This window comes from Pseudomonas sp. GW822-FHT02D10, assembly GCF_058802345.1.
Genome location: NZ_JBXAOB010000018.1, coordinates 14394 through 40288, shown reverse-complemented (window position 1 = coordinate 40288; position 25895 = coordinate 14394). Strand labels below are relative to the sequence as shown.

The 25895-nt window shown below is 60.0% G+C and carries 20 protein-coding genes; 11 read left to right on the top strand and 9 right to left on the bottom strand.

Going from position 1 to position 25895, the window contains the following annotated elements; genetic code table 11:
* Positions 1-146: 146 nt before the first annotated feature.
* The 3 genes from AC1RPZ_RS23280 to AC1RPZ_RS23270 form a co-directional block, all read right to left on the bottom strand.
* Entirely contained in the window at positions 147-1511 is a 1365-nt protein-coding gene (locus AC1RPZ_RS23280; RefSeq protein ID WP_493139752.1) for a DUF3999 domain-containing protein, read from the bottom strand.
* Positions 1508-5080, bottom strand: coding sequence for a DUF2339 domain-containing protein (locus AC1RPZ_RS23275; protein WP_493139751.1), 3573 nt, complete (start codon positions 5078-5080; stop codon positions 1508-1510). Before AC1RPZ_RS23275 ends, AC1RPZ_RS23280 begins: the two co-directional genes overlap by 4 nt.
* A 147-nt stretch (positions 5081-5227) precedes the next feature.
* Complete coding sequence (locus AC1RPZ_RS23270) at positions 5228-7678, bottom strand: glycogen/starch/alpha-glucan phosphorylase (RefSeq protein WP_493139749.1); 2451 nt, start codon at positions 7676-7678, stop codon at positions 5228-5230.
* A 252-nt stretch (positions 7679-7930) separates the two neighbouring features.
* On the opposite strand from AC1RPZ_RS23270, the gene AC1RPZ_RS23265 reads away from it, so the two are divergent.
* The gene (locus AC1RPZ_RS23265; RefSeq protein WP_123423993.1) at positions 7931-8368 is read left to right on the top strand and encodes a YkgJ family cysteine cluster protein; all 438 of its coding nucleotides are present in this window, start codon (positions 7931-7933) and stop codon (positions 8366-8368) included.
* Positions 8369-8581: 213 nt separating this feature from the next.
* On the opposite strand, the gene typA is transcribed toward AC1RPZ_RS23265, so the two are convergent.
* Together typA and thiI are read right to left on the bottom strand one after the other, a co-directional pair.
* Positions 8582-10402, bottom strand: a complete 1821-nt coding sequence (typA, locus tag AC1RPZ_RS23260) for a translational GTPase TypA (RefSeq protein ID WP_150712542.1) — start codon at positions 10400-10402, stop codon at positions 8582-8584.
* A 139-nt stretch (positions 10403-10541) separates the two neighbouring features.
* Positions 10542-11996 (bottom strand): tRNA uracil 4-sulfurtransferase ThiI, encoded by a 1455-nt coding sequence (gene thiI, locus AC1RPZ_RS23255; protein ID WP_493139747.1) that lies wholly within the window; start codon positions 11994-11996, stop codon positions 10542-10544.
* A 330-nt stretch (positions 11997-12326) separates the two neighbouring features.
* On the opposite strand from thiI, the gene glnA reads away from it, so the two are divergent.
* The 6 genes from glnA to ntrC all read left to right on the top strand — a co-directional run bounded on the left by glnA (position 12327) and on the right by ntrC (position 18513).
* Positions 12327-13733: a glutamate--ammonia ligase gene (gene glnA / locus AC1RPZ_RS23250; protein ID WP_019691316.1), complete on the top strand. Its 1407-nt coding sequence runs from the start codon at positions 12327-12329 to the stop codon at positions 13731-13733.
* 134 nt (positions 13734-13867) lie between these two features.
* Positions 13868-14431, top strand: coding sequence for a chorismate mutase (locus AC1RPZ_RS23245; protein ID WP_493139746.1), 564 nt, complete (start codon positions 13868-13870; stop codon positions 14429-14431).
* 179 nt (positions 14432-14610) lie between these two features.
* Positions 14611-15117 (top strand): DUF4124 domain-containing protein, encoded by a 507-nt coding sequence (locus tag AC1RPZ_RS23240; RefSeq protein WP_493139745.1) that lies wholly within the window; start codon positions 14611-14613, stop codon positions 15115-15117.
* Between the two features lie 8 nt (positions 15118-15125).
* Complete coding sequence (locus AC1RPZ_RS23235; protein WP_493139839.1) at positions 15126-15740, top strand: DUF4124 domain-containing protein; 615 nt, start codon at positions 15126-15128, stop codon at positions 15738-15740.
* A 254-nt stretch (positions 15741-15994) separates the two neighbouring features.
* On the top strand, positions 15995-17080 hold the full coding sequence (gene glnL / locus AC1RPZ_RS23230; protein ID WP_493139744.1) for a nitrogen regulation protein NR(II): 1086 nt from the start codon (positions 15995-15997) through the stop codon (positions 17078-17080).
* On the top strand, positions 17077-18513 hold the full coding sequence (gene ntrC / locus AC1RPZ_RS23225; protein WP_493139742.1) for a nitrogen regulation protein NR(I): 1437 nt from the start codon (positions 17077-17079) through the stop codon (positions 18511-18513). Before glnL ends, ntrC begins: the two co-directional genes overlap by 4 nt.
* Before the next feature lie 560 nt (positions 18514-19073).
* Here ntrC and AC1RPZ_RS23220 read toward each other — a convergent pair.
* Positions 19074-19514: a hypothetical protein gene (locus tag AC1RPZ_RS23220; protein ID WP_493139741.1), complete on the bottom strand. Its 441-nt coding sequence runs from the start codon at positions 19512-19514 to the stop codon at positions 19074-19076.
* On the opposite strand from AC1RPZ_RS23220, the gene AC1RPZ_RS23215 reads away from it, so the two are divergent.
* Positions 19513-19968 carry a tRNA (cytidine(34)-2'-O)-methyltransferase gene (locus tag AC1RPZ_RS23215; RefSeq protein ID WP_019691309.1) on the top strand — a complete coding sequence of 152 codons (456 nt, stop codon included), beginning with the start codon at positions 19513-19515 and terminating at the stop codon, positions 19966-19968. The two genes, AC1RPZ_RS23220 and AC1RPZ_RS23215, sit on opposite strands and share 2 nt — an antisense overlap.
* A 163-nt stretch (positions 19969-20131) precedes the next feature.
* Here AC1RPZ_RS23215 and secB read toward each other — a convergent pair whose 3' ends face one another.
* From secB to AC1RPZ_RS23200, 3 genes are read right to left on the bottom strand one after another with little or no spacing between them, the layout of a single operon-like run.
* Positions 20132-20614 (bottom strand): protein-export chaperone SecB, encoded by a 483-nt coding sequence (gene secB, locus AC1RPZ_RS23210; protein ID WP_493139739.1) that lies wholly within the window; start codon positions 20612-20614, stop codon positions 20132-20134.
* 56 nt (positions 20615-20670) lie between these two features.
* The gene (gene grxC / locus AC1RPZ_RS23205; protein ID WP_019691307.1) at positions 20671-20925 is read right to left on the bottom strand and encodes a glutaredoxin 3; all 255 of its coding nucleotides are present in this window, start codon (positions 20923-20925) and stop codon (positions 20671-20673) included.
* 1 nt (position 20926) lies between these two features.
* Positions 20927-21340: a rhodanese-like domain-containing protein gene (locus AC1RPZ_RS23200; protein ID WP_123424005.1), complete on the bottom strand. Its 414-nt coding sequence runs from the start codon at positions 21338-21340 to the stop codon at positions 20927-20929.
* A gap of 151 nt (positions 21341-21491) precedes the next feature.
* Here AC1RPZ_RS23200 and gpmI point away from each other — a divergent pair, with 151 nt between their 5' ends.
* The 3 genes from gpmI to AC1RPZ_RS23185 all read left to right on the top strand — a co-directional run bounded on the left by gpmI (position 21492) and on the right by AC1RPZ_RS23185 (position 25894).
* On the top strand, positions 21492-23021 hold the full coding sequence (gene gpmI / locus AC1RPZ_RS23195) for a 2,3-bisphosphoglycerate-independent phosphoglycerate mutase (protein WP_493139738.1): 1530 nt from the start codon (positions 21492-21494) through the stop codon (positions 23019-23021).
* Positions 23022-23259: 238 nt separating this feature from the next.
* On the top strand, positions 23260-24552 hold the full coding sequence (locus AC1RPZ_RS23190) for a murein hydrolase activator EnvC family protein (RefSeq protein ID WP_493139736.1): 1293 nt from the start codon (positions 23260-23262) through the stop codon (positions 24550-24552).
* A gap of 34 nt (positions 24553-24586) precedes the next feature.
* Positions 24587-25894 (top strand): S41 family peptidase, encoded by a 1308-nt coding sequence (locus AC1RPZ_RS23185; protein WP_493139735.1) that lies wholly within the window; start codon positions 24587-24589, stop codon positions 25892-25894.
* Position 25895: the final 1 nt, after the last annotated feature.

The window sequence follows — 25895 nt, the reverse complement described above, 5'->3', positions numbered from 1 at the left end:
GGGAGGGTTGTGGCGTGAGGGACAGTGGCAGATTAAGAGTTTTTGGCGGCAAACAGGCCGCCATCGCGAGCAAGCTCGCTCCCACAAGAGCGCCTCTATACCTGTGGGAGCGAGCTTGCTCGCGATTGGGTGCAAAGCACCCACGCTCAATTCTCGGCAGGTGGCTTACGCAGCAAACTGAACGCCATACCCGCCAATCCCGCCACACCGAGCAAGAGCACCGCCCACAAACCGATCTTCTTCCAGTTCGTGCCGGTCGCAATCGGTGTCACCGCCGTGACAGGCGAAGTCACCACCGCGCCGCCATCGACCTTGGCCTGCCCCAAGGTCGCCAGACGCTTGGGACTGTAATCGGGAATCAGCGTCGACAGCGGCAAGCCCGCCGCTTTGACCGTCGCGCTGCCCAGCGCCAGTGTGTACGGCCCCGCCCCACGAGCGAGGAACACCACCTGCGTCGAGCGCACGGCAAAGCGCACTGCCGGAGCTTGTGCGCCCAAGCCACCGCCGCGCTCATCGACCGTCAGTTTCAACTGCTGCACCACGTGGCCAGGCAGCTGCAATTGGTTCTGCACCACGTCCTGACCATTTTGCGTCAGCCGGTAGAGCAAACCGCTGCTCAAGGTCTGCCATGGCAAGCTGCTTTCGCGCCGCCCCGACAGGGTCACCGGCGCCAGGCTGTTGGCCTGACTCAACTCGACCTGCAGCCGCTCGACGCTCAAGCCCATCGGCAACTGCCAGGTGTATTCACCCGCCTTGGTGCTGCTGCCGGCCAACGGTTCAGACCAGACCAACGGCTGCGGCAGATAGCTGGAACTGGCGCTTTGCAGTTGCGCCGAAGTCAGCACCGGCGCTGCCTGTGGGGTTTTCCACAACAAGCGCAGATAACGCGCGCTCTGCCCCGGCAAGTTGACTTCATGCTGCTCGACCCGCTCATCGGCAAACGACAGTCGCGCCACCTGGCCTTCGCCCCACGACTGCCAATGCTGCAAGTCGTCACTGGCCTCGATGCTGAAACGCTGGAAGCCGTCGCTTTCACTGGTCCAGTCGAGAATCAACTGCTGCAACGGCGCCTTGATCACGCTGGCGTCCAGTAACCAGCCGCGCAGCACTTCTTCGCCGGCTTCGAGCTGACTCGATGGCTGAACTTCCACCAGCGTGCCGTTGGCGTTCGACTGCACGCGCACGCTCGGCACCGCTTCGCGGGCAGAGGCCGAGTCGTAAAGCGGGAACCACTTGACGTCATTCACCACACGATTTTCGCGGCTCTGCGCCTGCTCTCGCGCCAGCGAATAGGCCTGCACCTCACCGGCAGCGTTGAACACCCGCACGTCGCTGAGATCGGTCTGGCGTGCATTCAATTGCACCGCCAGCGGCAATTCGAGGCGATACCACGGCCCCTCGCCGTTCAGACTCAGGGGCACCTGCGTGGTGAAGTCCGCCGGGGCTTCCTGGGCATTAGCCGACAACGCCACACAGAGTCCAACAGCGCCCAGCGACAACTTCAGATTCAAGACGACACTCCTTCAGATTCATTGGCCGGTTTTTCAGGCTCAAGTGCGGCTTCGGCACGTTTGGGTGGTAGCGGCGCGAAATAACCGACCACCAGCAGCAACACACCCACGCCGATAAACGACACGATCCGCGCCAGCCCGCCACGGTTGCTCAATTCGACAAAAATCAGTTTGGCGACCACCAGCGCGATCAGCGCCGCACCGACCAGCCAGACTTCCCGACGATGGCGCAAATGGCCGCCGATCATCAGGCTCAGGGCAATCAGGGTCCAGACGATCGACAAACCCGCCTGCACCCGCATCGACTCCAGCAAGGCATCCAGCTCAAACGGCACGCCGCCCCAATGGTGAGCGCTGCGCATCACCAGCGCGGTGAAGAAGGCGAACAGCGAAACCCCGGCCACCACTTGCGTGGCGCGCTCGGCGTAATCGGCGCGAACCGCCAGTTGGCTGACCGCACTGCGTGACCACACATAAACGCCGAACAAGGCAAACAGCAGGCCGATTTCCAGCGGGTTGAGCAACGGCAAGTAAGGCAGCGGTTCGGCGGTGCCGTCGCTGGCGATGTTCGCCAGCCAGAACCAGCCGAGCATCAGCGCGGCCAGCGGCAGTGCGGCGTACACGCGGTATTCGCGGACGTACGCCGAGATCGGCCACGGCCAAGCGCGGGGCGCAGCCATCAGCACCAGATACAGGCTCGGCAGGATCGCCCAACCCAACCAGCGCCAGGCGTTGTACTGCTCGGACAACACCAGCAAGCCGTAACGCAGCTCCAGCGCCAACACGCCGATCAACAGCCAGCAACCCAACACGTGAGCAGCACTCAATACTCGCACCGGGAGCATCGGCGCCAAGCGTCGCAGCGAGATGAAATGCACCCCAAACACCGCCGCCCACGCCAACCAACCGAGATTCGCCGCCGGGTGATAACGCGAATGCCAGGCCGCCACCGACACCAGCGCCGCTGCCGGAATCAGCAAGGTGCAGAGCACGCCCAGCGCCGGCCATTTCAGCCGCAAGGCCAGCAACGTCCACAACGCGACACTCAGCGCCGCGATGCCCAGCAGCAGCGGGGCTTGCAGGTTCAGCGGCGCAAACCGCAGCACTTCGCTGACCAACGCCAGCGCCCACCAGGCCGCGCCCCACACCAGCAACAACTCGGACAAACGCCGCAAGCTCAAGGCGTCGAACGCGCTGGCATGATGACCGAGCTGCAAGCGCCAGGCACCGACCATCGCCGCCAGCCCGAGCACCATGGGCGTCCAGAAACCGCTGTGGCCCAATGGCCGTAAACCTTCGCTGCCGAGCGGCCCAAGCAGTTCGGGACCGGCGATCAAGAACGCCGCGCCGCCGATCACCTGCAACAATAGTCCGAAGACAAAACTCACCCGCTGCTGCAAGTACAGGCTCAGCCAGATGATCAACAGGCCGCTGGCGGCCCACACCGCGCTCGCCGTTTGCCATGGCAAGACAAACAGCACCGCCAGATTGATCAGCACCAATCCCGCCAGCAACACCACCGACAACCCACGCAGCAACCGCACGTCACTGCGCATTATGTCGTCGCGGGCGGCGAACAGCATCCCGCCGATCAATGCCAGACCTATCAAGGACGCAGTGAGCAAACCACTCCAGCCAGCACTGAACACCGCCGTTGCCTCACCACTGGCGCCATGCAGCCGCAGCAGGAACAACACGCCGCCGAGCAGTTGCACCGCGAACGCAGTAAACAGGAAGGTCCGCGATTGCAGGCGCAGGCCGATAAACAACGTCGCCAAACCGGCTAACGCCCAGCTGATCGCGGTGCCGTGGGTGAAGAAGAACAACGGCGCCAGCAGATAGAGGAACGTCAGGCCAGCGCAGGCCAACATCGGTAAACCTTTACGCTCCCAGGCCGAGGTTTGCTCAGGGGAAGCGTTGCGCAAGTGGTAGAAACTGAACAGCAACGCCACCCCGAGCATCAGCGCCCCGAGCGGTGAACCCTCCAGCAGGCTGCTGTCGCCCAGGTTCAATTTGCTGAGGAATGCCAGCGCCGAACCCAGTTGCAGCAGCAAGGCAAACGCACGGGCCAATGGCCGATGTTGACGCAGACCGAGCCAGAAGATCCCCGCGCCCTCCACGGCCCAGGCAGCCGCCGTCCAGCGCGCATCCAGGCCTAAGGGAATCGCCAGGCTGGCGAAAATCACCCCCAGCGCCAGGCAGGTTTCCGCTAGCAGCAGGGCTCGACCGCCGCTGAGAAAACGCGCCAGGCCCATGTAAATAACGCCCAACGCCAGCGAGCTGAATGCCGCCGCGAACTCAAAATGATGGATCAGCGCAAACTGCAAGCCGAAGCCCACCAGCGGCGGACCGAACAGCATCGTGCCATCGACGTAGTCACCCTTGCGCGCCGACCAGCGCAGCAACGCCTCACGGCTGTCATCCTCCGGCGCGTCACTCATATCGAGCAATTTGCGCCGGGCGAACAACAAGCCGATCGCCAGGTACATCAGGAAGAACAGAATCAGGAACGGCTCGGTGCTCCACAGCAGTTCCGGCGTGTAGGAACGCAGGCCCCAGGCGAAACCGATGCCGAAGGTGCCGGCAAAGCCGATCAGGTTCAGCGGCCGCCAGGCCTTGAACCAGGCAATGGCGAGGATGCCGGCGTTGAGCAAGGCGAAGTAGCTGAACAGCGCGACATGGTTGCCGGCGCCGGTGGAGGTCAGGATCGGCGCGGCAAACCCGCCAAGCGCTGCAACGCAGGCCAGGGCCAGCGAGTCCTGAGTGATTGCCAGAATCGCCGAGAACACCGTCACAGCCACCAACAGGCTTAATGCCGCCGTCGGATCGAGCAACGGGTGCAGGCGCATGGCGGCGAACACCGTCAGGTACAACACGGCAATGCCGGTGCCCTGCAGGATCAACGCATAGCTGGTGTTGCGCAGCCGCAGCCACCAACCGAGCCCCAGCAATGCCAACGCCGCCACAGCGACCCCGGCGTAACGCAATTCAATCGGCACCACCATGCCTTCGGTGGCGTAACGCAGCAGGAACGCCAGACCAAAGAACAGCAGCACCACGCCGACCCGCAGCACGGTGTTGCCGCCAAACAGCCAGTTACGTGCGGCGGCGATGGCGCGCTCGATCAGATTCGGGCCACGAGGTTCGGCAGGTGGTTGCGGTTCGCTGGCTTGGGTCCAGAGATCTGTGGGCCCAGACGCGATGCTCGCTTGTGCCGGTTCGAAATCGGGCGGCAACTCCCAGACCAGTTCCTGTGCGGCCGGCAATGGCGCTTGATCAAAGACGACTTCAGGAGAGGGCGTTGGTTCGGGGGCCGTTGATAGCACGGGGGTCGGGGCGGCATTGATGCCATGGGTTTCCAGCAACGCCAGCCGCTGCTCGACCGCGCCGAGGGCAACCTGCGCCCGCTCCAGCTGACCACGCTGCTCGTGCGCTTGAGAACTCAGGCGCCTCAGCACCATCGCCTGGCCTGCACCCAGGCCAATCAATGCGCCGATCAGCGCATCGATGAAAGACTCATCGAGCACCCAGCCCAGCACCAGCCCAATCAGCATGAAAATCCATTGCATGGTCGATATCCCTAAGCCCGCTCAAAAAGATCGCAGCCTTCGGCAGCTCCTACAACGGCCGCGTTCACCTCAATGTTAGGTGAACACGAACCGTAGGAGCTGCCGAAGGCTGCGATCTTGTCAGGCCAACGAATAATTTACAAAATATTACTCCAGCGCTTTCCAGATATCCGTGGCGTACTCGCGAATGGTCCGGTCGGATGAGAACCAGCCCATGCGCGCACTGTTGAGCACCGCCGAGCGCCACCATTCCTTCGAGTCGTGCCAGTGCTCTTCAACCCGCGCCTGGGCATTCCAGTAGGCATCGAAGTCGGCGCAGACCAGGAAGCGGTCATATTCGATCAACGAATCGATCAACCCGGTATAACGCGACGGTTCATCGGGCGAGAACACCCCGCCACGAATCGCTTGCAGCACATCCCCCAGTCGACGGGAGGCGGCGATGTCCGGCGCGGCGTGGAACTCGTGATTCTGCTTGCGCGCCTCAACCTGCTGCGCAGTCAGACCGAAGATGAACATGTGTTCGACGCCAATGCGCTCACTCATTTCCACGTTGGCACCGTCCAGGGTGCCGATGGTCAGCGCGCCGTTGAGGCCGAACTTCATGTTGCTGGTACCGGAAGCCTCAAAACCGGCCGTAGAAATCTGCTCCGACAGGTCGGCTGCCGGAATGATGCTCTCCGCCAGGCTGACGTTGTAGTTAGGCAAAAACACCACTTTCAGCAAACCACGCACCGTCGGGTCGTTGTTGACCACTCGAGCGATGTCGTTAGTCAGTTTGATGATCAGCTTGGCCTGGTGATAACTGGCCGCCGCCTTGCCGGCGAAGATTTTCACCCGCGGCACCCAATCGACTTCCGGCTCGGCGCGGATCGCCTGATACAGCGCTACGGTGTGCATCAGGTTGAGCAACTGGCGTTTGTACTCGTGAATCCGTTTGACCTGCACGTCGAACATCGCCGCCGGGTTGACCGCGATCCCCAACCGTTCATGAATCAGATAGGCCAAAGCCTTTTTACTGTGCAGGCGCTGCTCGGCGAACTTGTTGCGGAACGCCGCTTTCTCGGCAAACGGCTCCAGGCCGATCAGTTTCTGTTCCGGGTTATCCAACAAGTCCGGGCCCAGCGCATCGACCATCATCGAGGTCAGTTCCGGGTTGGCCTGATAGAGCCAGCGGCGGAAGGTAATGCCGTTGGTCTTGTTGTTGATTCGCTCCGGGTACAGCTTGTGCAGCTCGGAAAACACCGTGCTGCGCATCAGTTGAGTGTGCAGGCCGGACACCCCGTTAACACTGTGGGAACCCAGAAACGCCAGATTACCCATGCGCACCCGGCGACCGTTGTCTTCCTCGATCAGCGACACCGCGCGCAGCACGTCGAAGTCGTGGATGCCTTTGGCCCGCAGCGAATCGATGTGCTGGGCGTTGATCAGGTAAATGATCTGCATGTGCCGCGGCAACATCCGCTCCATCAGGCCCACCGGCCAGGTTTCCAGCGCTTCCGGCAATAGTGTGTGGTTGGTGTAGGAAAGCGTATCGACCGTGATCTGCCAGGCCGCGTCCCACGCCACGTCGTACACATCGACCAGTTGACGCATCAACTCGGCCACGGCGATCGAGGGGTGAGTGTCGTTGAGCTGGATCGCCGCGTGATCGCCCAGGGTCAGCACCGAGGTGTGCATATTGCGGTGACGGCGCAGCAGGTCCTGCAAGGACGCGGCGACGAAGAAATATTCCTGGCGCAGCCGCAGTTCCTGACCGGCCTCGGTGCTGTCGGCCGGATAGAGCACGCGGGAGATGCTTTCAGCCCGGGCCACTTCAGCCACCGCGCCCAAGTGGTCACCGGCGTTGAAACGCTCCAGGTGCAAATCTTCCATCGCCCGCGCGCGCCACAGGCGCAAGGTGTTGACGCTAGCGCCCCGCCAGCCGACCACCGGCGTGTCATAGGCCACCGCCCGCACGGTTTCCGAAGGCGACCAGACCTGTTTGGACTTGCCGCTGGAATCGACCACGGTCTCGACGCTACCGCCGAAGCCGATCGGGTAGATCACTTCCGGCCGCTCGAACTCCCAGGGGTTGCCGAAATCCAGCCAGTGCTCGGTCTGCTCCTGCTGCCAGCCATCGACAATCGCCTGGCGGAACAAGCCGTGCTCATAACGAATACCGTAGCCATGGCCAGCAATGCCTAGCGTCGACATGCTTTCCATGAAACACGCCGCCAGGCGCCCGAGGCCACCGTTGCCCAGCGCGGCGTCCGGCTCCAGCAAACGGATGCGTTCAAGATCTACGCCCAACTCGGTCAACGCTTCGCGGGCCACGTCGAGCAGGCCGAGATTGCTCAGGCTGTCGTAGAGCAGGCGACCGATGAGGAATTCCAGCGAGAGGTAGTAAACGCGTTTCTGGCCTTTGCGGTAGATCTGCCGGGTGTGGTCCATCCAGTGTTCGACCATGTGATCACGTGCCGCCAGGGCAATGGCTTCAAACCAGTCATGGTCAAAGGCGTGATCCGGGTCCTTGCCCACTGCATAGGTAAGTTTGGTCAATACGGCGTCGCGAAATGCGGCCACCTCAGCTTCGCGAACAAGCGGTTCTTGAGTCATCGATAGGACCTCGGGCGAGCATGGAATTGACTGAGCCTAGTCGGTCTGACACGAGACAAATGCACTGGTTCGGCGATTTTTGCAATAGCCTGAATCAAGCCTCGGTCCTTGCCGTTACAGGTTGAAAAGATGCAGAAGCCATGCCGATCGTTCGAAAAAATCAGCGTAGCCATAAAAAACCGGCAAATGGTCGTTCAAAAAATCACCAGTCCCGGTATGATCGCGCGCCCTGATGCACGCTGGTAATTCCACATGATGAAGCCGAACCTGATCGCCGCCGCGGAGATCGACCGTCTCGATACCTGGGCCAAGTACTCTGCCCCGATGTGCGGCTCGTGCGTGTCCAGCTGCTGCACGCTGCCGGTCGAGGTGAAGATCAAGGATCTGATCCGCATCGGCATCGTCGACGAATTCGAACTCGGCGAACCACCAAAAAACATCGCCAAGCGCCTGCAAAAGGAAGGGATCGTCGAGCGCTACAATCAGAAGTCCGAGATCTTCACCCTCCAGCGCATGAGCAACAACGATTGCCTGTATCTGGATCGTAAGAGCCGTCTGTGCACTATTTATGAAAAGCGCCCGGATACTTGCCGTAATCACCCGAAAATCGGCCCACGGCCTGGGTATTGCGCGTACAAGCCTAAAGAAGTCGTGCGCGAGAGCAATCCGCGGACACTGGACAAGTTTTAATCAAGAATCTCGCTGCCTGACAGGGCCCTATTGCGAGCAAGCTCGCTCCCACAGGGTTTTGTACTGAATTCAAAATCTTCGGCCAATGGAGATCAACTGTGGGAGCGAGCTTGCTCGCGATGGCGTCAGCCCAGGCAACACCAAACTCCAGACATACAAAAACGCCCCCGACCTTGCGGTCGGGGGCGTTTTTTTGTCAGCTAACTAAATGACTTAGTTACCGGACTTCTTGGCAGCGCGGGTACGCTCGCTTTCGCCCAGGATCTTCTTGCGAAGACGGATGGACTTAGGAGTGACTTCACACAGTTCGTCTTCTTGTACGAACTCCAGAGCCTGCTCCAGGGTGAAGCGGATAGGCGGAACCAGTGCGATGGTTTCGTCTTTACCCGAAGCACGCATGTTGTCGAGCTTCTTGCCTTTGGTTGGGTTGACGCCCAGGTCGTTGTCGCGGCTGTTGATGCCGACGATTTGACCTTCGTACACGTCTTCACCGTGACCCAGGAACAGTTTGCCGCGAGCTTGCAGGGTTTCCAGCGAGTAAGTCAGAGCCTTACCGGTAGCCACCGACACCAGCACGCCGTTCTGACGGCCGGACATGTCGCCGGACTTCATCACGTCGTAACGGTCGAAGATCGAGGTCAGGATGCCTGCACCGGAGGTCAGGGTCAGGAACTCGTTACGGAAACCGATCAAGCCACGAGCCGGGATGTTGTACTCAAGGCGCACACGGCCCTTGCCATCCGGAACCATGTTGGTCAGGTCGCCTTTACGGATACCGATCTGTTCCATGATCGAGCCCTGGGACTCTTCCGGCAGGTCGATGGTCACGTTTTCGTACGGTTCGTGCTTGACGCCGTCAACCATACGGATAATCACTTCTGGACGACCAACACCCATTTCGAAGCCTTCGCGACGCATGGTTTCGATCAGTACCGAGAGGTGCAGCTCACCACGGCCGGAAACCTTGAACTTGTCAGCCGAGTCGCCTTCTTCAACGCGCAGTGCAACGTTGTACAGCAGCTCTTTGTCCAGACGTTCCTTGATGTTACGGCTGGTCACGAACTTGCCTTCTTTACCGCAGAAAGGCGAGTCGTTTACCTGGAAGGTCATGGAAACGGTTGGTTCGTCAACGGTCAGCGGCTTCATCGCTTCGACGTTCAGTGGGTCGCACAGAGTGTCGGAGATGAACAGCTGGTCGAAGCCGCTGATGCAGACGATGTCGCCGGCAGCTGCTTCTTCAACGTCGATGCGGTGCAGACCGTGGTGACCCATCAGCTTCAGGATACGACCGTTACGCTTCTTGCCGTCGGCGTCGATAGCCACAACCGGAGTGTTCGGCTTGATGCGACCACGAGCGATACGGCCAACACCGATAACACCCAGGAAGCTGTTGTAGTCCAGAGCGGAGATTTGCATCTGGAACGGGCCGTCACGGTCGACTTTCGGCGCAGGTACGTTGTCGACGATCGACTGGTACAGCGGGGTCATGTCTTCAGCCATGTCGGTGTGTTCCAGACCGGCAATACCGTTCAGGGCCGAGGCGTAGACGACTTTGAAGTCCAGCTGTTCTTCGGTAGCACCGAGGTTATCGAACAGGTCGAAGATCTGGTCCAGAACCCAGTCCGGACGCGCGCCTGGACGGTCAACCTTGTTGATTACCACGATTGGACGCAGGCCGGCTTCGAACGCCTTCTTGGTCACGAAACGGGTTTGCGGCATAGGGCCGTCTTGGGCGTCAACCAGCAGCAGAACGGAGTCAACCATCGACATTACACGTTCAACTTCGCCGCCGAAGTCGGCGTGGCCCGGGGTGTCCACGATGTTGATGTGGAAGCCGTTCCAGTTGATGGCGGTGTTTTTCGCCAGAATGGTAATACCGCGCTCTTTCTCCTGGTCGTTGGAGTCCATCACGCGCTCGTCGTTGAGCTCGTTGCGCTCCAGGGTGCCGGATTGACGCAAGAGTTTGTCTACCAGGGTGGTCTTACCATGGTCAACGTGAGCAATGATGGCGATGTTGCGTAGATTTTCGATCACTTGTGTATCTCGATCAGAGGATTCGGTGTGCTGACAAGTCTTGGCAGCGATTTACAGTAGAGTCAGGCCTTGCCGTTACAGCTTGACGGCGGCGTCGGGGGGCCGGTGACGCAGGCCACAGGCAAACAGCCCCGGGCTCTTAGCTCGGTCGATAAACGCGCACATTGGCATGCCCCTCACTGAGCAAATGGTGAGCATGCAGGCGACTCATCACGCCTTTGTCGCAATACAGCAGGTACTGGCGAGTAGGGTCCAGTTCCTTGAAACGAGCGTTCAGAGCATAAAACGGCATCGCTTGTACCTCGATGCCAGCAAGCTCGAGCGGGTCGTCTTCGGCGGCATCCGGGTGACGGATATCGATGATGATCTGACCAGCCAGCGCTTCACTGACTTCTTCAACCTGCACATCCTGGCCCAATTCGTCGATCACCCGATCGATCGGCACCAGTTTGGCGTTCTCGAGCGCACGCTCGAGCACTGCCATATCGAATTCTTTCTCTTCATGCTCCACACGCGGACGCTTGGCGTGGGTCTTGGGGTTCACCGAAATGACCCCGCAGTACTCTGGCATGTGCTTGGCGAAATCGGCGGTGCCGATTTCGTTTGCCAGGTCGATGATGTCCTGCTTGTGACTGGCGATCAGCGGGCGCAATACCAGCTTGTCGGTCACGCAGTCGATCACGGACAGGTTCGGCAGCGTCTGGCTGGAAACCTGGGAAATCGCCTCGCCGGTGACCAGCGCTTCGATGTCCAGCCGATCAGCGATCCGCGACGCAGCGCGCAACATCATACGCTTCAATACTACGCCCATATGACTGTTATCGACTTTGCCGAGAATTTCTCCCAGCACTTCCTCGAACGGCACACTGACAAATAACACGCGTTGGGAGCTGCCGTACTTCTTCCAGATGAAGTGCGCGACTTCCATCACGCCCAATTCGTGGGCACGCCCGCCGAGATTGAAGAAGCAGAAGTGCGCCATCAGCCCGCGGCGCATGATCTGGTAAGCCGCGACGGTAGAATCGAAACCGCCGGACATCAGCACCAGGGTCTGTTCCAGCGCGCCCAGCGGGTAACCGCCGATGCTGTTGTGCTGGCTGTGGATCACGAACAACCGTTTGTCGCGAATTTCGATGCGAACTTCGATTGCAGGTGTTTTCAGCGAGATTCCGGCGGCGCCGCACTGACGGCGCAGCTGGCTGCCGACGTATTTCTCGACATCCATCGAGCTGAATTCGTGCTTGCCGGCACGCTTGCAGCGCACCGAAAAAATCTTCCCGGCCAGCGACTCACCGAAGTGCTGCTTGCACTTGGCGACTATGTCGTCGAAGTCGCCCAACGGGTACTCGTCAACCTGCAGGAAGTGCGCGATGCCCGGCATGCAGCTCAGGCGCTCGGTCATGTCCTTCAAGGCTTTGGGGTCAGTGACGTGCGTTTCCAGCTCGAGGTTGTCCCACACGCCGTTCACCACCACGGCCGGGTCCAGATCGCGGAGCACGGCACGGATGTTTTTGGCCAATTGACGGATGAAACGCATCCGTACCGGGCGGCTCTTGATGGTGATCTCGGGGAAGACTTTTACGATTAGTTTCATGAAAACAGCGCGCGCAGGGCCAGCCGAAAAAGGGGGGCGCGGATTATAGCGGAAATTGCTCAAGGTTTAACCAGTTAATGTGCAGAAGGTTTTCAGCGCACCAAAACGGGTCATTTGTGGAATTGAGCGCTACATTAAGGGGCGAGATTTCCCGCTCTAAGGCGCTTTGCACCTTTATAAGCGTGATATTGGGGCAGAAAACCCAAGTCAGGGCACTGGCATGCAATTTGCTCCCTTGTGAGGCAGGTTGCCATGGCAGAGTATTCGCGCCGGCATCACCCACATTCTAAGGGCACTCCACTACCCGCCCGAAGCCACCCGGAGGACACTATGTCGAAGTCGGTTCAACTCATCAAAGATCATGACGTCAAGTGGATTGATCTGCGCTTCACTGATACCAAAGGCACTCAGCACCACGTGACCATGCCGGCCCGTGATGCGCTGGATGAAGCCTTCTTCGAAGAAGGCAAAATGTTCGACGGCTCCTCCATCGCTGGCTGGAAAGGCATCGAAGCTTCCGACATGATCCTGATGCCGGACGACACCACTGCCGTCCTCGACCCGTTCACCGAAGAGCCGACCCTGATCCTGGTTTGCGACGTGATCGAGCCTTCGACCATGCAAGGTTATGACCGTGACCCACGTGCCATCGCCAAGCGCGCCGAGGAATACCTGAAGTCCACCGGTATCGGCGACACCGTTTTCGTCGGTCCAGAGCCTGAGTTCTTCATCTTCGACGAAGTGAAGTTCAAGTCCGACATCTCCGGTTCGATGTTCAAGATCTACTCCGAACAAGGCTCGTGGATGTCCGACCAGGACGTGGAAGGCGGCAACAAAGGCCACCGTCCAGGCGTCAAAGGCGGCTACTTCCCGGTTCCGCCGTTCGACCACGACCACGAAATCCGTACCTCCATGTGCAACGCCATGGAAGAAATGGGCCTGGTCATCGAAGTTCACCACCACGAAGTGGCGACTGCCGGCCAAAACGAAATCGGTGTGAAGTTCAACACACTGGTCGCCAAGGCTGACGAAGTTCAGACCCTGAAGTACTGCGTGCACAACGTGGCTGATGCTTACGGCCGCACCGCGACCTTCATGCCTAAGCCACTGTACGGCGACAACGGTTCGGGGATGCACGTTCACCTGTCCATCGCCAAAGATGGCAAGAACACCTTCGCTGGCGAAGGTTATGCCGGCCTGTCCGACACCGCCCTGTACTTCATCGGCGGCATCATCAAGCACGGTAAGGCCCTGAACGGCTTCACCAACCCGTCGACCAACTCCTACAAGCGTCTGGTCCCAGGCTTCGAAGCTCCAGTCATGCTGGCCTACTCGGCTCGCAACCGTTCCGCTTCGATCCGTATTCCTTACGTGTCGAGCCCTCGCGCTCGCCGTATCGAAGCACGCTTCCCGGATCCAGCAGCCAACCCGTACCTGGGCTTCGCTGCACTGTTGATGGCTGGCCTGGACGGCATCCAGAACAAGATCCACCCTGGCGACGCCGCTGACAAAAACCTGTACGACCTGCCGCCTGAAGAGGCGAAAGAGATCCCACAAGTGTGCGGCAGCCTGAAAGAAGCCCTGGAAGAGCTGGACAAAGGTCGTGCGTTCCTGACCAAAGGCGGCGTTTTCAGCGACGACTTCATCGACGCTTACATCGCCCTGAAAAGCGAAGAAGAAATCAAAGTACGCACCTTCGTACACCCACTGGAATACGAGCTGTACTACAGCTGCTGATCCAGTAACGCCGCGGCACGCGGCGTAACGTGAAAAGGCCTCCTTCGGGAGGCCTTTTTTGTGGGCGAACACTTGTCATCGGGCCTACTGTTATAGACATCATGCCCCTCCACGGAATGAAGACGAGACACCCCATGCGCCTACGCCTGAGCCTTGCACTGTTCACCGCCCTGCTCGCCAACACCGCCTGCGCTGCCGCCCCGGCCCCAGCCCCGGCACCGGCCGCCCTCGCCCCGCTGCTCAGCACCATCCAGGAACGCCTGGCGATTGCCGACAAGGTCGCACTGAGCAAGTGGGACAGCGGCAAGCCTGTCGAGGATCGCCAACGGGAACGGGAAGTCATTGCCGGCGCCATCGCCGAGGCACCCGACTATAAATTGAACAATGAAGCCGTCGAGCAGTTCTTCTCGGCGCAGATCGAAGCCAACAAACTGGTGCAGTACGCGCACCTGTCCGACTGGCGCGCACAAGGCAAAGCGCCCAACGACCCTCGCCCTGATCTCGATGGCCTGATCCGCCCGCAACTCGACCTGTTACAAAAACGCCTGTTGCAACAACTGGCCGACTTCACCCCGTATCGTAACGACCCACACTGCCCGTTATGGCTGGCCAAGGCCAATAAAGCCGCGGCCCAAGTGCCGCTGCGTGAGCTTGCGCTGATACGCGCTACCGCAGAGTTGTGCAGCGCCCATCCGTAGGAGCTGGCGAAGCCTGCGATCTTTGCGGTTTTATCGCCTCTGAAGATCAAAAGATCGCAGCCTGCGGCAGCTCCTACGCGAGATTGATCGCTCTTTCGTGTCAGGGTGTTAGTGAATTGGGCCAACACGTAACCCTGACCTATGCTGCAACCCAACGCTTTTATTTATCGGTCGTTTTTATGGGTCGTGGTTTTCTGTTTATCTTGTTGCTGATCACCCTGCCCGCCACCGCGCAGATCTACCGGTACACCGACGCCAGCGGCAATACCGCCTACAGCAATCAGCCGCCCGATGACGTGAAGAACCAGGCCGTCGAGTTGCCGCCACTCAACAGTGTCGAACACCAACCGCCGATAGCGCCCGAACAACCGGCCCCGCCAGCGGACAAAATCTCTGCCTATTCGGTACTGGAACTGACCGGCCTGCCCAGCGATGGAGCCCTGCGCGCCAACAACGGCACCTTCACCGTCGGCGTGCAAATTCAGCCGCGCCTGCAAGGGCCGCATCTGTTTCGATTGCTGCTGGACGGTCAACCTTATGGCCAGCCAAGCAACGTGCCGCGCCTGCAACTGGTGAACATCGATCGCGGCGAACACAGTCTCGCGGTGCAGGTGCTCGCCGGAGAGAGCCTCGTGCAGCAGAGCCCCACGGTTACCTTCACCGTGCAGCGGGTTCACACCCCGTGAAGCGCTGGATGTTCGCCACGTGCCTGTGGCTGTTCGCTCTGCCGGCGCTGGCCGAGGTCTACACCTACGTCGATGCTCAGGGCAATCGGGTGTTCACCGACCAGCCGCGCGCCGGCAACACCAAGCGCGTGCCGCTGGTATCGGGCAATCGCATGCCGGCCAATCCCACCGACGCTGCACCGCAAGCAGCCACAAAGAAACCTGAGGAAAAACCATTGTTTCGCTACGACATGCTTCGCGTGCTCGTACCGGAGCCGGACGCTTCGGTGCGCAGCAGCGCAGGCGAGCTGATTGTCAGTGTCACCAACGAACCCACCCTGCAACGCGGTCATCACTACCGGTTGTTACTGGACGGCCAACCGACCGCCGATCCTGGCCCGAGCCCGGTGTTCGCCTTAAGCAATATTGATCGCGGCACCCATCAACTGGCGGTGGAAATCCTCGACGAACACGGGCGGATCGTCGAACGCACAGCTAATCAACCCTTCCACATGCTGCGTATCTCTCTGGCGCAGAAGCGTCAGGTCAAACCCTGCACCCTGACCGATTTCGGCCAACGCCCGGAATGTCCACTCGCGGACAAGCCTGAAGAAGAAAAAGTCGGGATTTTTTCTTTCTTCTAAACGCCGTTCAGGTTTGCGCACTATATTGGTGCAATGTACTGCACCCTACCCATATTCCAACCCATTTTGGTTCGAAAGTACCCGCGAACGCTGGCAGAACGCCGTGCAATCGAGCGTTAAACGCCTGTTTCAGGGCCTGAACGCTTCTTTTCGGAGCCTTGGTTTGGTTTTTGCATTTTCCTCCGCATCAGCGCTTTACCCGCGCGCGCAATCCGGGATCGGCCCTGAGTTGCCCCGCTCCAAAAGAGGTCCTAATGACCATCAGTGACGCACTGCACCGCTTGCTACTCGACAACCTGACCACCGCCACCATTCTGCTCGACGCCGATCTGCGCCTTGAGTACATGAATCCCGCGGCGGAAATGCTCCTGGCCATCAGCGGCCAGCGCAGCCATGGGCAATTCATCAGCGAGCTGTTTACCGAGTCGACCGAAGCCCTGAACTCCTTGCGCCAGGCCGTCGAGCAAGCGCACCCGTTCACCAAGCGCGAAGCGATGCTCACCGCCCTGACCGGCCAGACCCTGACCGTCGACTACGCGGTGACGCCGATCCTGAGCAATGGCAACACGATGCTGCTGCTCGAAGTGCACCCACGCGACCGCTTGCTGCGCATCACCAAAGAAGAAGCGCAGCTGTCCAAGCAGGAAACCAGCAAGATGCTGGTGCGCGGCCTCGCTCACGAAATCAAGAACCCGCTCGGCGGGATTCGCGGCGCCGCTCAGTTGCTGGCCCGCGAGCTGCCGGAAGAAAGCCTCAAGGACTACACCAACGTCATCATCGAGGAAGCGGATCGCCTGCGTAACCTTGTCGATCGCATGCTCGGCTCGAACAAGCTGCCGTCGCTTGTCCTGTGCAACGTCCACGAAGTGCTGGAGCGCGTCTGTCATCTGGTGGAAGCCGAAAGCCAAGGCTGCATCACTTTGGTGCGCGATTACGACCCAAGCATTCCCGATGTATTGATCGACCGCGAACAGATGATTCAGGCGGTGCTGAACATCGTGCGCAACGCGATGCAGGCCATCAGCAGCCAGAACGAACTGCGCCTGGGCCGCATCACGTTGCGTTCGCGCGCCATGCGCCAGTTCACCATCGGCCACGTGCGCCATCGCCTGGTGACCAAACTCGAAATCATCGACAACGGCCCGGGGATTCCTGCGGACCTGCAAGAAACCATCTTCTTCCCCATGGTCAGCGGCCGCCCGGACGGTACCGGGCTCGGCCTGGCCATTACCCAGAACATCATCAGCCAGCACCAGGGCCTGATCGAATGTGACAGCCATCCAGGCCACACCACGTTCTCGATCTTTCTGCCACTGGAACAAGGAGCCACATCGACATGAGCCGTAGTGAAACCGTGTGGATCGTCGATGACGACCGTTCTATCCGTTGGGTCCTGGAAAAAGCCTTGCAACAGGAAGGCATGACCACACAAAGCTTCGACAGCGCCGATGGCGTGATGAGCCGCCTGGCGCGCCAGCAGCCGGACGTGATCATCTCCGACATCCGCATGCCCGGCACCAGCGGTCTGGACCTGCTGGCACGGATTCGCGAGCAACACCCTCGGCTGCCAGTCATCATCATGACCGCGCACTCCGATCTGGACAGCGCTGTCGCGTCCTATCAGGGCGGCGCGTTCGAGTATCTGCCCAAGCCATTCGACGTCGATGAAGCGGTATCGCTGGTCAAACGCGCCAACCAGCACGCCCAGGAACAGCAAGGTCTGGAGGTCGCACCCACCCTGACCCGCACCCCGGAAATCATCGGTGAAGCGCCGGCGATGCAAGAAGTGTTTCGCGCCATCGGCCGCTTGAGCCACTCCAACATCACCGTGCTGATCAACGGCGAATCGGGTACCGGTAAAGAACTGGTAGCCCACGCCCTGCACCGCCACAGCCCGCGAGCGGCCTCGCCGTTCATCGCGCTGAACATGGCGGCGATCCCCAAGGACCTGATGGAGTCCGAGCTGTTCGGTCATGAGAAAGGCGCGTTCACCGGCGCGGCCAACCTGCGGCGCGGACGGTTTGAACAGGCTGACGGCGGCACACTGTTCCTCGATGAAATCGGCGACATGCCGGCCGACACTCAAACACGCTTGCTGCGGGTATTGGCCGATGGCGAGTTTTATCGCGTCGGCGGTCATGTGCCGGTCAAGGTCGATGTGCGAATCATCGCCGCGACTCACCAGAACCTGGAAACCCTGGTGCACGCCGGGAAATTCCGTGAAGACCTGTTCCACCGTCTGAACGTGATCCGCATCCACATTCCGCGCCTGTCGGACCGTCGCGAAGACATTCCGACCCTGGCCAAGCACTTCCTCGCCCGCGCCGCGCAAGAACTGGCGGTGGAGCCGAAGCTGCTGAAAAGCGAAACCGAGGAATACCTGAAGAACCTGCCGTGGCCAGGCAACGTGCGTCAGCTGGAAAACACCTGCCGCTGGATCACGGTGATGGCTTCGGGTCGCGAAGTGCACATCAGCGACCTGCCGCCAGAGCTACTGAGCCTGCCGCAAGACTCCGCACCAGTGACCAACTGGGAGCAAGCGCTGCGCCAGTGGGCCGACCAGGCACTGGCGCGCGGTCAGTCGAGCCTGCTCGACAGCGCGGTGCCGAGCTTCGAGCGGATCATGATCGAAACCGCCCTCAAGCACACTGCCGGCCGCCGCCGCGACGCCGCCGTGCTGCTGGGCTGGGGCCGCAACACCTTGACCCGCAAGATCAAGGAATTGGGGATGAAGGTCGATGGCGGGGATGATGATGAAGGGGAAGAGGGTTAAGCAGCCTTTAGCTCTTCACTGATCTCCAGATCCAATCGCGAGCAAGCTCGCTCCCACAGTGGATTTTCAGTGTTTCACTATCGTGTGAACACCATTGAACCCTTGTGGGAGCGAGCTTGCTCCGGACGGCGATCCGACGATGCTTTTAGGGTCAGCATGCACCGCGCCAATGCACCGTGACCCGCAATCGCGCACGGCAATTGACCCGAAATCCCGCCAGCAACCGCAATAAAACTCAAACCACAGAAACACAAAAGCCCCGAATCACGGGGCTTTCAGCGCTGCACGCGGGCTTTTCGTTTCAACTTATTAAAACCTGGCACGCCCCCTGCAATAGTCCAATCACTACCCAGTTTCGGGGACCTTGGTACAGGCAGGCCGGGGATTCCCCTCTTTACATCCGGGGTTCATCACGCAGACCGCGACGAACCCCTTCCCGTTTTGGGGTCCCTGGTACAGGCAGGCCGGGGATTCCCTCTTTACACCGGGGCTTGCGACGCAACGCGCAACCCCCTCCCGTTTTGGGAACCCTGGTACAGGCAGGCCGGGAATTCCCTCTTTTATTGCTCGTGGAGATGGATCTCCAACCGCCAGCGGTCATTGACCTCGCTGCCGGCCCACTCACCCCTCAGGGGCCGGGCCGCCACCAGCGTCAGCAACAACCCCTTATCACTCAAACGCACCCGCCAGTTCACGTCTTTGTCGTTGAGCTTCAACTGGCCCTTCTGCGCCTTGCCTTCGGCCTCGAACAGCAACGCGACACTGCCGTCGATGAATTCACCGTGAGTCTTGGGTTCGTTGTTGAACCACACCACCAAACCATCCGGTTCGACCTCAATCTGCTGCAACTCGGTGGGGTCGGGCGTGGTCAATCGACCGATCATCATCCCGACCATGACACCGACGATCGCCAATGAGGCCATCACCCGAGGGAATAGCTTCGGTCGCGGGTCCACTTCAGGCGTAGAATGCCGCCCATCTTTACCTTCGGAGCCGTGCATGTTTCACGTCATCCTTTTTCAACCAGAAATTCCGCCGAATACCGGCAACGTTATCAGGCTGTGCGCCAACAGTGGCTGCCACCTGCATTTGATCGAGCCGCTGGGTTTCGAGATGGACGACAAGCGCCTGCGCCGGGCGGGCCTCGACTATCATGAGTATGCCACTCTGCAGCGCCATGCCGACCTTGCCAGCTGTCTGGAAAGCCTTGGTCATCCGCGGTTGTTCGCCTTCACCACCAAGGGCTCGCGGCCGTTCCACGACGCCAGCTTTGCCGAGGGTGATGCCTTCCTGTTCGGTCCGGAAAGCCGTGGCCTGCCAGCCGAGGTGCTGGACGCCTTGCCCGCCGAACAGCGCCTGCGCCTGCCGATGCGCGAAGGCTGCCGCAGCCTGAACCTGTCCAACACCGTGGCGGTGGCCGTGTACGAAGGCTGGCGCCAGCTCGGCTTCAAGTAGTCCGACAATACCGACACCCGACGTAGGAGCTGCCGAAGGCTGCGATCTTTTGATCTTGAAAAACGAAAAGATCGCAGCCTTCGGCAGCTCCTACGGGGGTAGGTTTCCAGCCCCATGAAAAAAGCGCCGTTGAAGGCGCTTTTTTCGTTGCTGCATCGAACGCTTACTGAACGGTCTGTACGCCGTCTTGCTGCATGCGTTGCACTTCTTGCGCATACAGGGCGTCGAAGTTCACCGGAGCCAGCATCAGGGCCGGGAACGAACCGCGGGTCACCAGGCTGTCCAACGCTTCACGAGCGTACGGGAACAGGATGTTCGGGCAGAACGCACCGAGGGTGTGGCTCATCGAGGCTTCGTCGAGGTTCTTGATCAGGAAGATACCGGCCTGCTGAACTTCAGCGATGAACGCCACTTCGTCGCCGTTCTTCACGGTCACCGACAGGGTCAGCACGACTTCGTGGAAGTCACTTTCCAGTGCTTTCTGGCGGGTGTTCAGATCCAGACCAACGCTCGGCTCCCACTGCTGGCGGAAGATCGCCGGGCTTTTCGGGGCTTCGAAGGACAGGTCACGCACGTAAATGCGCTGCAAGGAGAATTGCGGTGCAGTTTCTTCTTCGTTCGCAGCAGTGTTCTGTTCGTCAGTCATCTCAGATCCTTTCTGATCTTGGGGTCTTGTAGGGTTTGCTGATCTTAAGGGTTTAGTCAGGCCGTGAGCAGCGCGTCGAGCTTGCCGGCGCGGTCCAGGGCAAACAAATCATCACAACCACCGACGTGGGTGCTGCCGATCCAGATCTGCGGCACGGACGTACGCCCGGCCTTCTGGGCCATTTCGGCACGCACCTGCGGCTTGCCATCGACCTTGATCTCTTCGAAGGCTACGCCCTTGTTCTCGAGCAGGTACTTGGCTCGCGAGCAGTAGGGGCAGTAATCGCTGGAATAGACGACGACGTTTTTCATATCACTTCACCAGCGGCAAATTGTCGGCTTTCCAGCTGGAGATCCCGCCGGACAGCTTGGCTGCAGTAAAGCCGGACTTCAGCAGCTCGCGAGCGTGAGTGCCGGAGTGCTGGCCCAGGGCATCGACCAGGATGATGGTCTTGGCCTTGTGCTTTTCCAGTTCGCCAACGCGAGCGGTCAGTTTGTCCTGCGGAATGTTCAGCGCGCCAACGATGTGACCGGCGGCGAAATCCTTGGTGGTACGGATATCGACGACTACGCCCTCGTCCTTGTTGACCAGTGCGGTCAGCTCAGCGGTGCTGAGGCTGCGGCCGCCGCGGCTCATCTCGCGGGCGATCAACAACGCCAGCAATACGACGAAGATACCGACGAGCAGATAGTGGTTAGTGGCAAATTCAATCAGGTGAGCAACCATCAAGGAGGTTCCAGGGCGTTAAAATGTCGGCCAGTATACACAGCCACTATGGTGGGCCAAACCCCGTCCGGCGGTGACGCGGTCGGAACTTCGCTTTAAACTGCCACTCCCTTTTTCCATCGCCCCTTTAACTTAAGCCAGAGTGGAATCCATGACTACCACGCCTAAACCTTTGGTCCTGATTATTCTCGACGGCTTCGGTCACAGTGAAAGCCAGGAATCCAACGCCGTGTTCGCGGCCAAAAAGCCGGTCCTCGACCGTTTGTACGCCACCGTACCGAACGGCCTGATCTCGGGCTCGGGCATGGACGTCGGCCTGCCGGACGGGCAAATGGGCAACTCGGAAGTCGGCCACATGAACCTCGGCGCCGGCCGCGTGGTGTATCAAGACTTCACCCGCGTGACCAAAGCGATCCGCGATGGCGAGTTCTTCGAGAACCCGACGATCTGCGCCGCGGTAGATAAAGCCGTTGCTGCCGGTAAAGCCGTGCACTTCATGGGCCTGCTGTCCGAAGGCGGCGTGCACAGCCACCAGGATCACCTGATCGCCATGGCCGAACTGGCCTTCAAGCGCGGCGCCGAGAAGATCTACCTGCACGCCTTCCTCGACGGCCGCGACACGCCGCCAAAAAGCGCACAGTCGTCGATTGAATTGCTGGATGAAGCCTTCAAGACGCTGGGCAAAGGCCGGATCGCCAGCATCATTGGCCGCTACTTCGCCATGGACCGCGATAACCGCTGGGATCGCGTGTCCCAGGCTTACAACCTGATCGTCGACGGTAACGGCGAATTCAACGCCGCCACCGCCCAGCAAGGCCTGCAAGCGGCTTACGAGCGTGGCGAGAGCGACGAATTCGTCAAAGCCACCACCATTGGCGAGCCAGTCAAAGTCGAAGACGGCGACGCCGTGGTGTTCATGAATTTCCGCGCCGACCGAGCCCGCGAGCTGACTCGGGTATTCGTTGAAGACGACTTCAAGGACTTCGAGCGCGCTCGCCAGCCGAAACTGGCCGGTTTTGTCATGCTGACCCAATATGCGGGCAGCATTCCTGCACCGTCGGCCTTTGCGCCGGGCAGCCTGGAAAACGTGCTGGGCGACTATTTGGCGAAAAACGGCAAAACCCAACTGCGCATCGCCGAAACCGAAAAATACGCCCACGTGACCTTTTTCTTCTCCGGTGGTCGCGAAGAACCGTTCCCGGGCGAAGAACGCATCCTGATCCCGTCGCCGCATGTTGCAACGTACGACCTGCAGCCAGAAATGAGCGCACCGCAAGTCACCGACAAGATCGTCGACGCTATCGAAAACCAGCGCTATGACGTGATCGTGGTCAACTACGCCAACGGCGACATGGTCGGCCACAGCGGCGTGTTCGATGCCGCGGTGAAAGCCGTTGAGTGCCTGGACCTGTGCGTCGGCCGCATCGTTGGCGCACTGGAAAAAGTCGGTGGCGAAGCACTGATCACTGCCGACCATGGCAACGTCGAGCAAATGTCCGACGAATCCACCGGTCAGGCGCACACCGCCCACACCACTGAACCCGTACCGTTCATCTACTTCGGTAAACGCGACCTCAAGGTTCGTGAAGGCGGTGTACTGGCAGACGTGGCACCGACCATGCTCAAGCTGCTGGGGCTGGAGAAGCCTGCGGAAATGACGGGTACATCGATCCTGGTTTGATCGTTCCGACCCAGCTAAACCCTGTGGGAGCGAGCTTGCTCGCGATGGCAATCTGACAGTCAACATCCAGGTTGAATGTGCTGACGCCATCGCGAGCAAGCTCGCTCCCACAATGGTTTTGCAGTGTTCTGACTGCTGGCGCCACTCCAGTTATCACACAGCCCGAAATGGACGTTTTTTTTGCAGCCTTGGCCGGGCATACTAGGCTGTCTTTTTTCCCCTGGTGTCGCCCGCCTCTATGCTCCGCGCCCTGATTGCCCTTGCCCTGACCTGCCTGCTCCATCCGGCGTTTGCCGACGAGCGCGCGCAAACCCAACAACAGTTGGACGCCACGCGTCAGGATATTGCCGAGCTGAAAAAGCTGCTGGGCAAGTTGCAGGAAGAAAAGTCCGGTGTACAAAAGGAGCTCAAAGGCACCGAGACCGAGATGGGCAAGCTCGAGAAGCAGGTCGATGCACTGCAAAAAGAGCTGAAGAAAAGCGAATCCGAGATACAGCGGCTCGATGGTGAGAAAAAAAAACTCCAGAGCGCGCGCATTGAACAGCAACGACTGATCGCCATTCAGGCCCGCGCGGCCTATCAGAACGGCCGTCAGGAGTACCTCAAGCTGCTGCTCAACCAGCAGAACCCGGAAAAATTCGCCCGCACCCTCACCTATTACGACTACCTGAGCCAGGCACGCCTGGAGCAGTTAAAGAACTTCAACGAAACCCTGCGCCAGCTAGCCAACGTCGAGCAGGACATCGCCCTGCAACAAGCCCAGTTGCTGGTACAGAAAAGCAGCCTCGACAGCCAGCGCGACGAACTCGACAACGTCCGCAAGGAGCGTCAGCAAGTCCTGGCCAAGCTCAACGACGACGTGAAAGCCCGCGACCAGAAGCTGCAAGCCCGCGAGCAGGATCAGGCCGACCTGTCTAAAGTACTCAAAACCATCGAAGAAACCCTGGCCCGCCAGGCACGTGAGGCGGAAGAAGCGCGACAAAAAGCGCTGATCGCCCAGCAGGAAGCCGAAAAAAAGCGTTTACGTGAGGCTCAGGCCCAGGCTGAAGCCACTGACGCCCCACGCAAACCCGCCAAATCGATACCCGGCGCACTGGTTTCAAGTGCAGGCGAGTCCTTCGGCGGTCCCTTTGCTTCAGCCCGCGGAAAACTTCCGTGGCCGGTTGATGGTCGATTGCTTGCGCGTTTTGGTGAAACCCGTGGTGACGATGCTCGAACCAAATGGGACGGCGTGATGATCAGCGCTTCCGCTGGCAGCCAGGTACATGCTGTACACGGCGGTCGCGTGGTGTTCGCCGACTGGTTGCGTGGCGCCGGTTTGCTGGTGATCCTCGACCATGGCAATGGTTTTTTGAGTTTGTACGGCCACAACCAGACGCTGCTTAAAGCGGCCGGTGACGTGGTCAAGGCCGGTGAGTCCATCTCCACTGTCGGTAACAGTGGTGGTCAGGACACACCTGCGCTGTATTTCGCTATTCGTCAGCAGGGTCACCCGAGTGATCCCGCACAATGGTGCCGCGCGCAAGGATAGGCGTTGAGTCACCTACATTAGGAGTTCGTTCGACATGCTGCATTTGTCCCGCCTCAATTCGCTGGCCCTGACGATCGCGCTGGTGATCGGCGCGCCGTTGGCGTTTGCCGCTGAACCGGCCCCGCTGGCCCCGGCCGCGACCACCAAGGCGCCATTGCCGCTGGAAGAGTTGCGCACCTTTGCCGAGGTCATGGACCGGATCAAGGCAGCCTATGTCGAACCGGTTGACGACAAGACCCTGCTGGAAAATGCCATCAAGGGCATGCTCAGCAACCTCGACCCACACTCCGCCTACCTGGGGCCGGAAGACTTTGCCGAGTTGCAGGAAAGCACCAGCGGCGAGTTCGGCGGCCTGGGCATCGAAGTCGGTGCCGAAGACGGTTTCATCAAAGTCGTTTCGCCGATCGATGACACGCCAGCCTCCAAGGCCGGCATCCAGGCCGGCGACTTCATCGTCAAGATCAACGGCCAGCCAACCCGCGGCCAGAGCATGACCGAAGCCGTGGACAAGATGCGCGGCAAGATCGGCGAGAAGATTACCCTGACGCTGGTGCGCGATGGCGGCGCACCGTTCGACGTGACGCTGACCCGCGCGACCATCCAGGTCAAGAGCGTGAAGAGCCAGTTGCTGGATTCGGGCTACGCTTATATCCGCATCACCCAGTTCCAGGTCAAGACCGGCGAAGAGGTCTCCAAGGCCCTGGCCAAGTTGCGCAAGGACAACGGCAAGAAGCTCAGCGGCATCGTGCTTGATCTGCGTAACAACCCTGGCGGCGTGCTGCAAGCGGCGGTAGAAGTGGTCGATCACTTCATCACCAAAGGCCTGATCGTTTACACCAAGGGCCGTATCGCCAACTCCGAACTGCGCTTCTCTGCCACCGGCAAGGACCAAAGCGAAGCGGTGCCAATGGTCGTGCTGATCAACGGCGGCAGCGCCTCGGCTTCGGAAATTGTCGCCGGCGCCCTGCAGGATCAAAAACGCGCAGTGGTCATGGGCACCACCAGTTTCGGTAAAGGCTCGGTGCAAACCGTGCTGCCACTGAACAACGACCGCGCACTGAAAATCACCACCGCGCTGTACTTCACGCCGAACGGGCGCTCGATCCAGGCCCAGGGCATCGTGCCGGACATCGAAGTGCGCAAGGCCAAGATCACCAACGAGCAAGACGGCGAATACTTCAAGGAAGCCGACCTTCAAGGTCACCTGGGCAATGGCAACGGCGGCGCCGACAAGCCAACCAAGTCCAGTGGCAAAGCCAAACCGATGCCACAGGACGACGACTACCAGTTGGCCCAGGCCCTGAGCCTGCTCAAAGGTCTGAGCATTACCCGCGGCCACTGAG

Bases quoted from the DNA above. Each gene is read 5' to 3' on its own strand.
- AC1RPZ_RS23275 (WP_493139751.1), bottom strand. From the start codon at position 5,080: ATGCAATGGATTTTCATGCTGATTGGGCTGGTGCTGGGCTGGGTGCTC.
- AC1RPZ_RS23270 (WP_493139749.1), bottom strand. From the start codon at position 7,678: ATGACTCAAGAACCGCTTGTTCGCGAAGCTGAGGTGGCCGCATTTCGC.
- AC1RPZ_RS23265 (WP_123423993.1), top strand. From the start codon at position 7,931: ATGATGAAGCCGAACCTGATCGCCGCCGCGGAGATCGACCGTCTCGAT.
- thiI (WP_493139747.1), bottom strand. From the start codon at position 11,996: ATGAAACTAATCGTAAAAGTCTTCCCCGAGATCACCATCAAGAGCCGC.
- glnA (WP_019691316.1), top strand. From the start codon at position 12,327: ATGTCGAAGTCGGTTCAACTCATCAAAGATCATGACGTCAAGTGGATT.
- AC1RPZ_RS23245 (WP_493139746.1), top strand. From the start codon at position 13,868: ATGCGCCTACGCCTGAGCCTTGCACTGTTCACCGCCCTGCTCGCCAAC.
- AC1RPZ_RS23240 (WP_493139745.1), top strand. From the start codon at position 14,611: ATGGGTCGTGGTTTTCTGTTTATCTTGTTGCTGATCACCCTGCCCGCC.
- AC1RPZ_RS23235 (WP_493139839.1), top strand. From the start codon at position 15,126: ATGTTCGCCACGTGCCTGTGGCTGTTCGCTCTGCCGGCGCTGGCCGAG.
- glnL (WP_493139744.1), top strand. From the start codon at position 15,995: ATGACCATCAGTGACGCACTGCACCGCTTGCTACTCGACAACCTGACC.
- ntrC (WP_493139742.1), top strand. From the start codon at position 17,077: ATGAGCCGTAGTGAAACCGTGTGGATCGTCGATGACGACCGTTCTATC.
- AC1RPZ_RS23215 (WP_019691309.1), top strand. From the start codon at position 19,513: ATGTTTCACGTCATCCTTTTTCAACCAGAAATTCCGCCGAATACCGGC.
- AC1RPZ_RS23220 (WP_493139741.1), bottom strand. From the start codon at position 19,514: ATGCACGGCTCCGAAGGTAAAGATGGGCGGCATTCTACGCCTGAAGTG.
- secB (WP_493139739.1), bottom strand. From the start codon at position 20,614: ATGACTGACGAACAGAACACTGCTGCGAACGAAGAAGAAACTGCACCG.
- grxC (WP_019691307.1), bottom strand. From the start codon at position 20,925: ATGAAAAACGTCGTCGTCTATTCCAGCGATTACTGCCCCTACTGCTCG.
- AC1RPZ_RS23200 (WP_123424005.1), bottom strand. From the start codon at position 21,340: ATGGTTGCTCACCTGATTGAATTTGCCACTAACCACTATCTGCTCGTC.
- gpmI (WP_493139738.1), top strand. From the start codon at position 21,492: ATGACTACCACGCCTAAACCTTTGGTCCTGATTATTCTCGACGGCTTC.
- AC1RPZ_RS23190 (WP_493139736.1), top strand. From the start codon at position 23,260: ATGCTCCGCGCCCTGATTGCCCTTGCCCTGACCTGCCTGCTCCATCCG.
- AC1RPZ_RS23185 (WP_493139735.1), top strand. From the start codon at position 24,587: ATGCTGCATTTGTCCCGCCTCAATTCGCTGGCCCTGACGATCGCGCTG.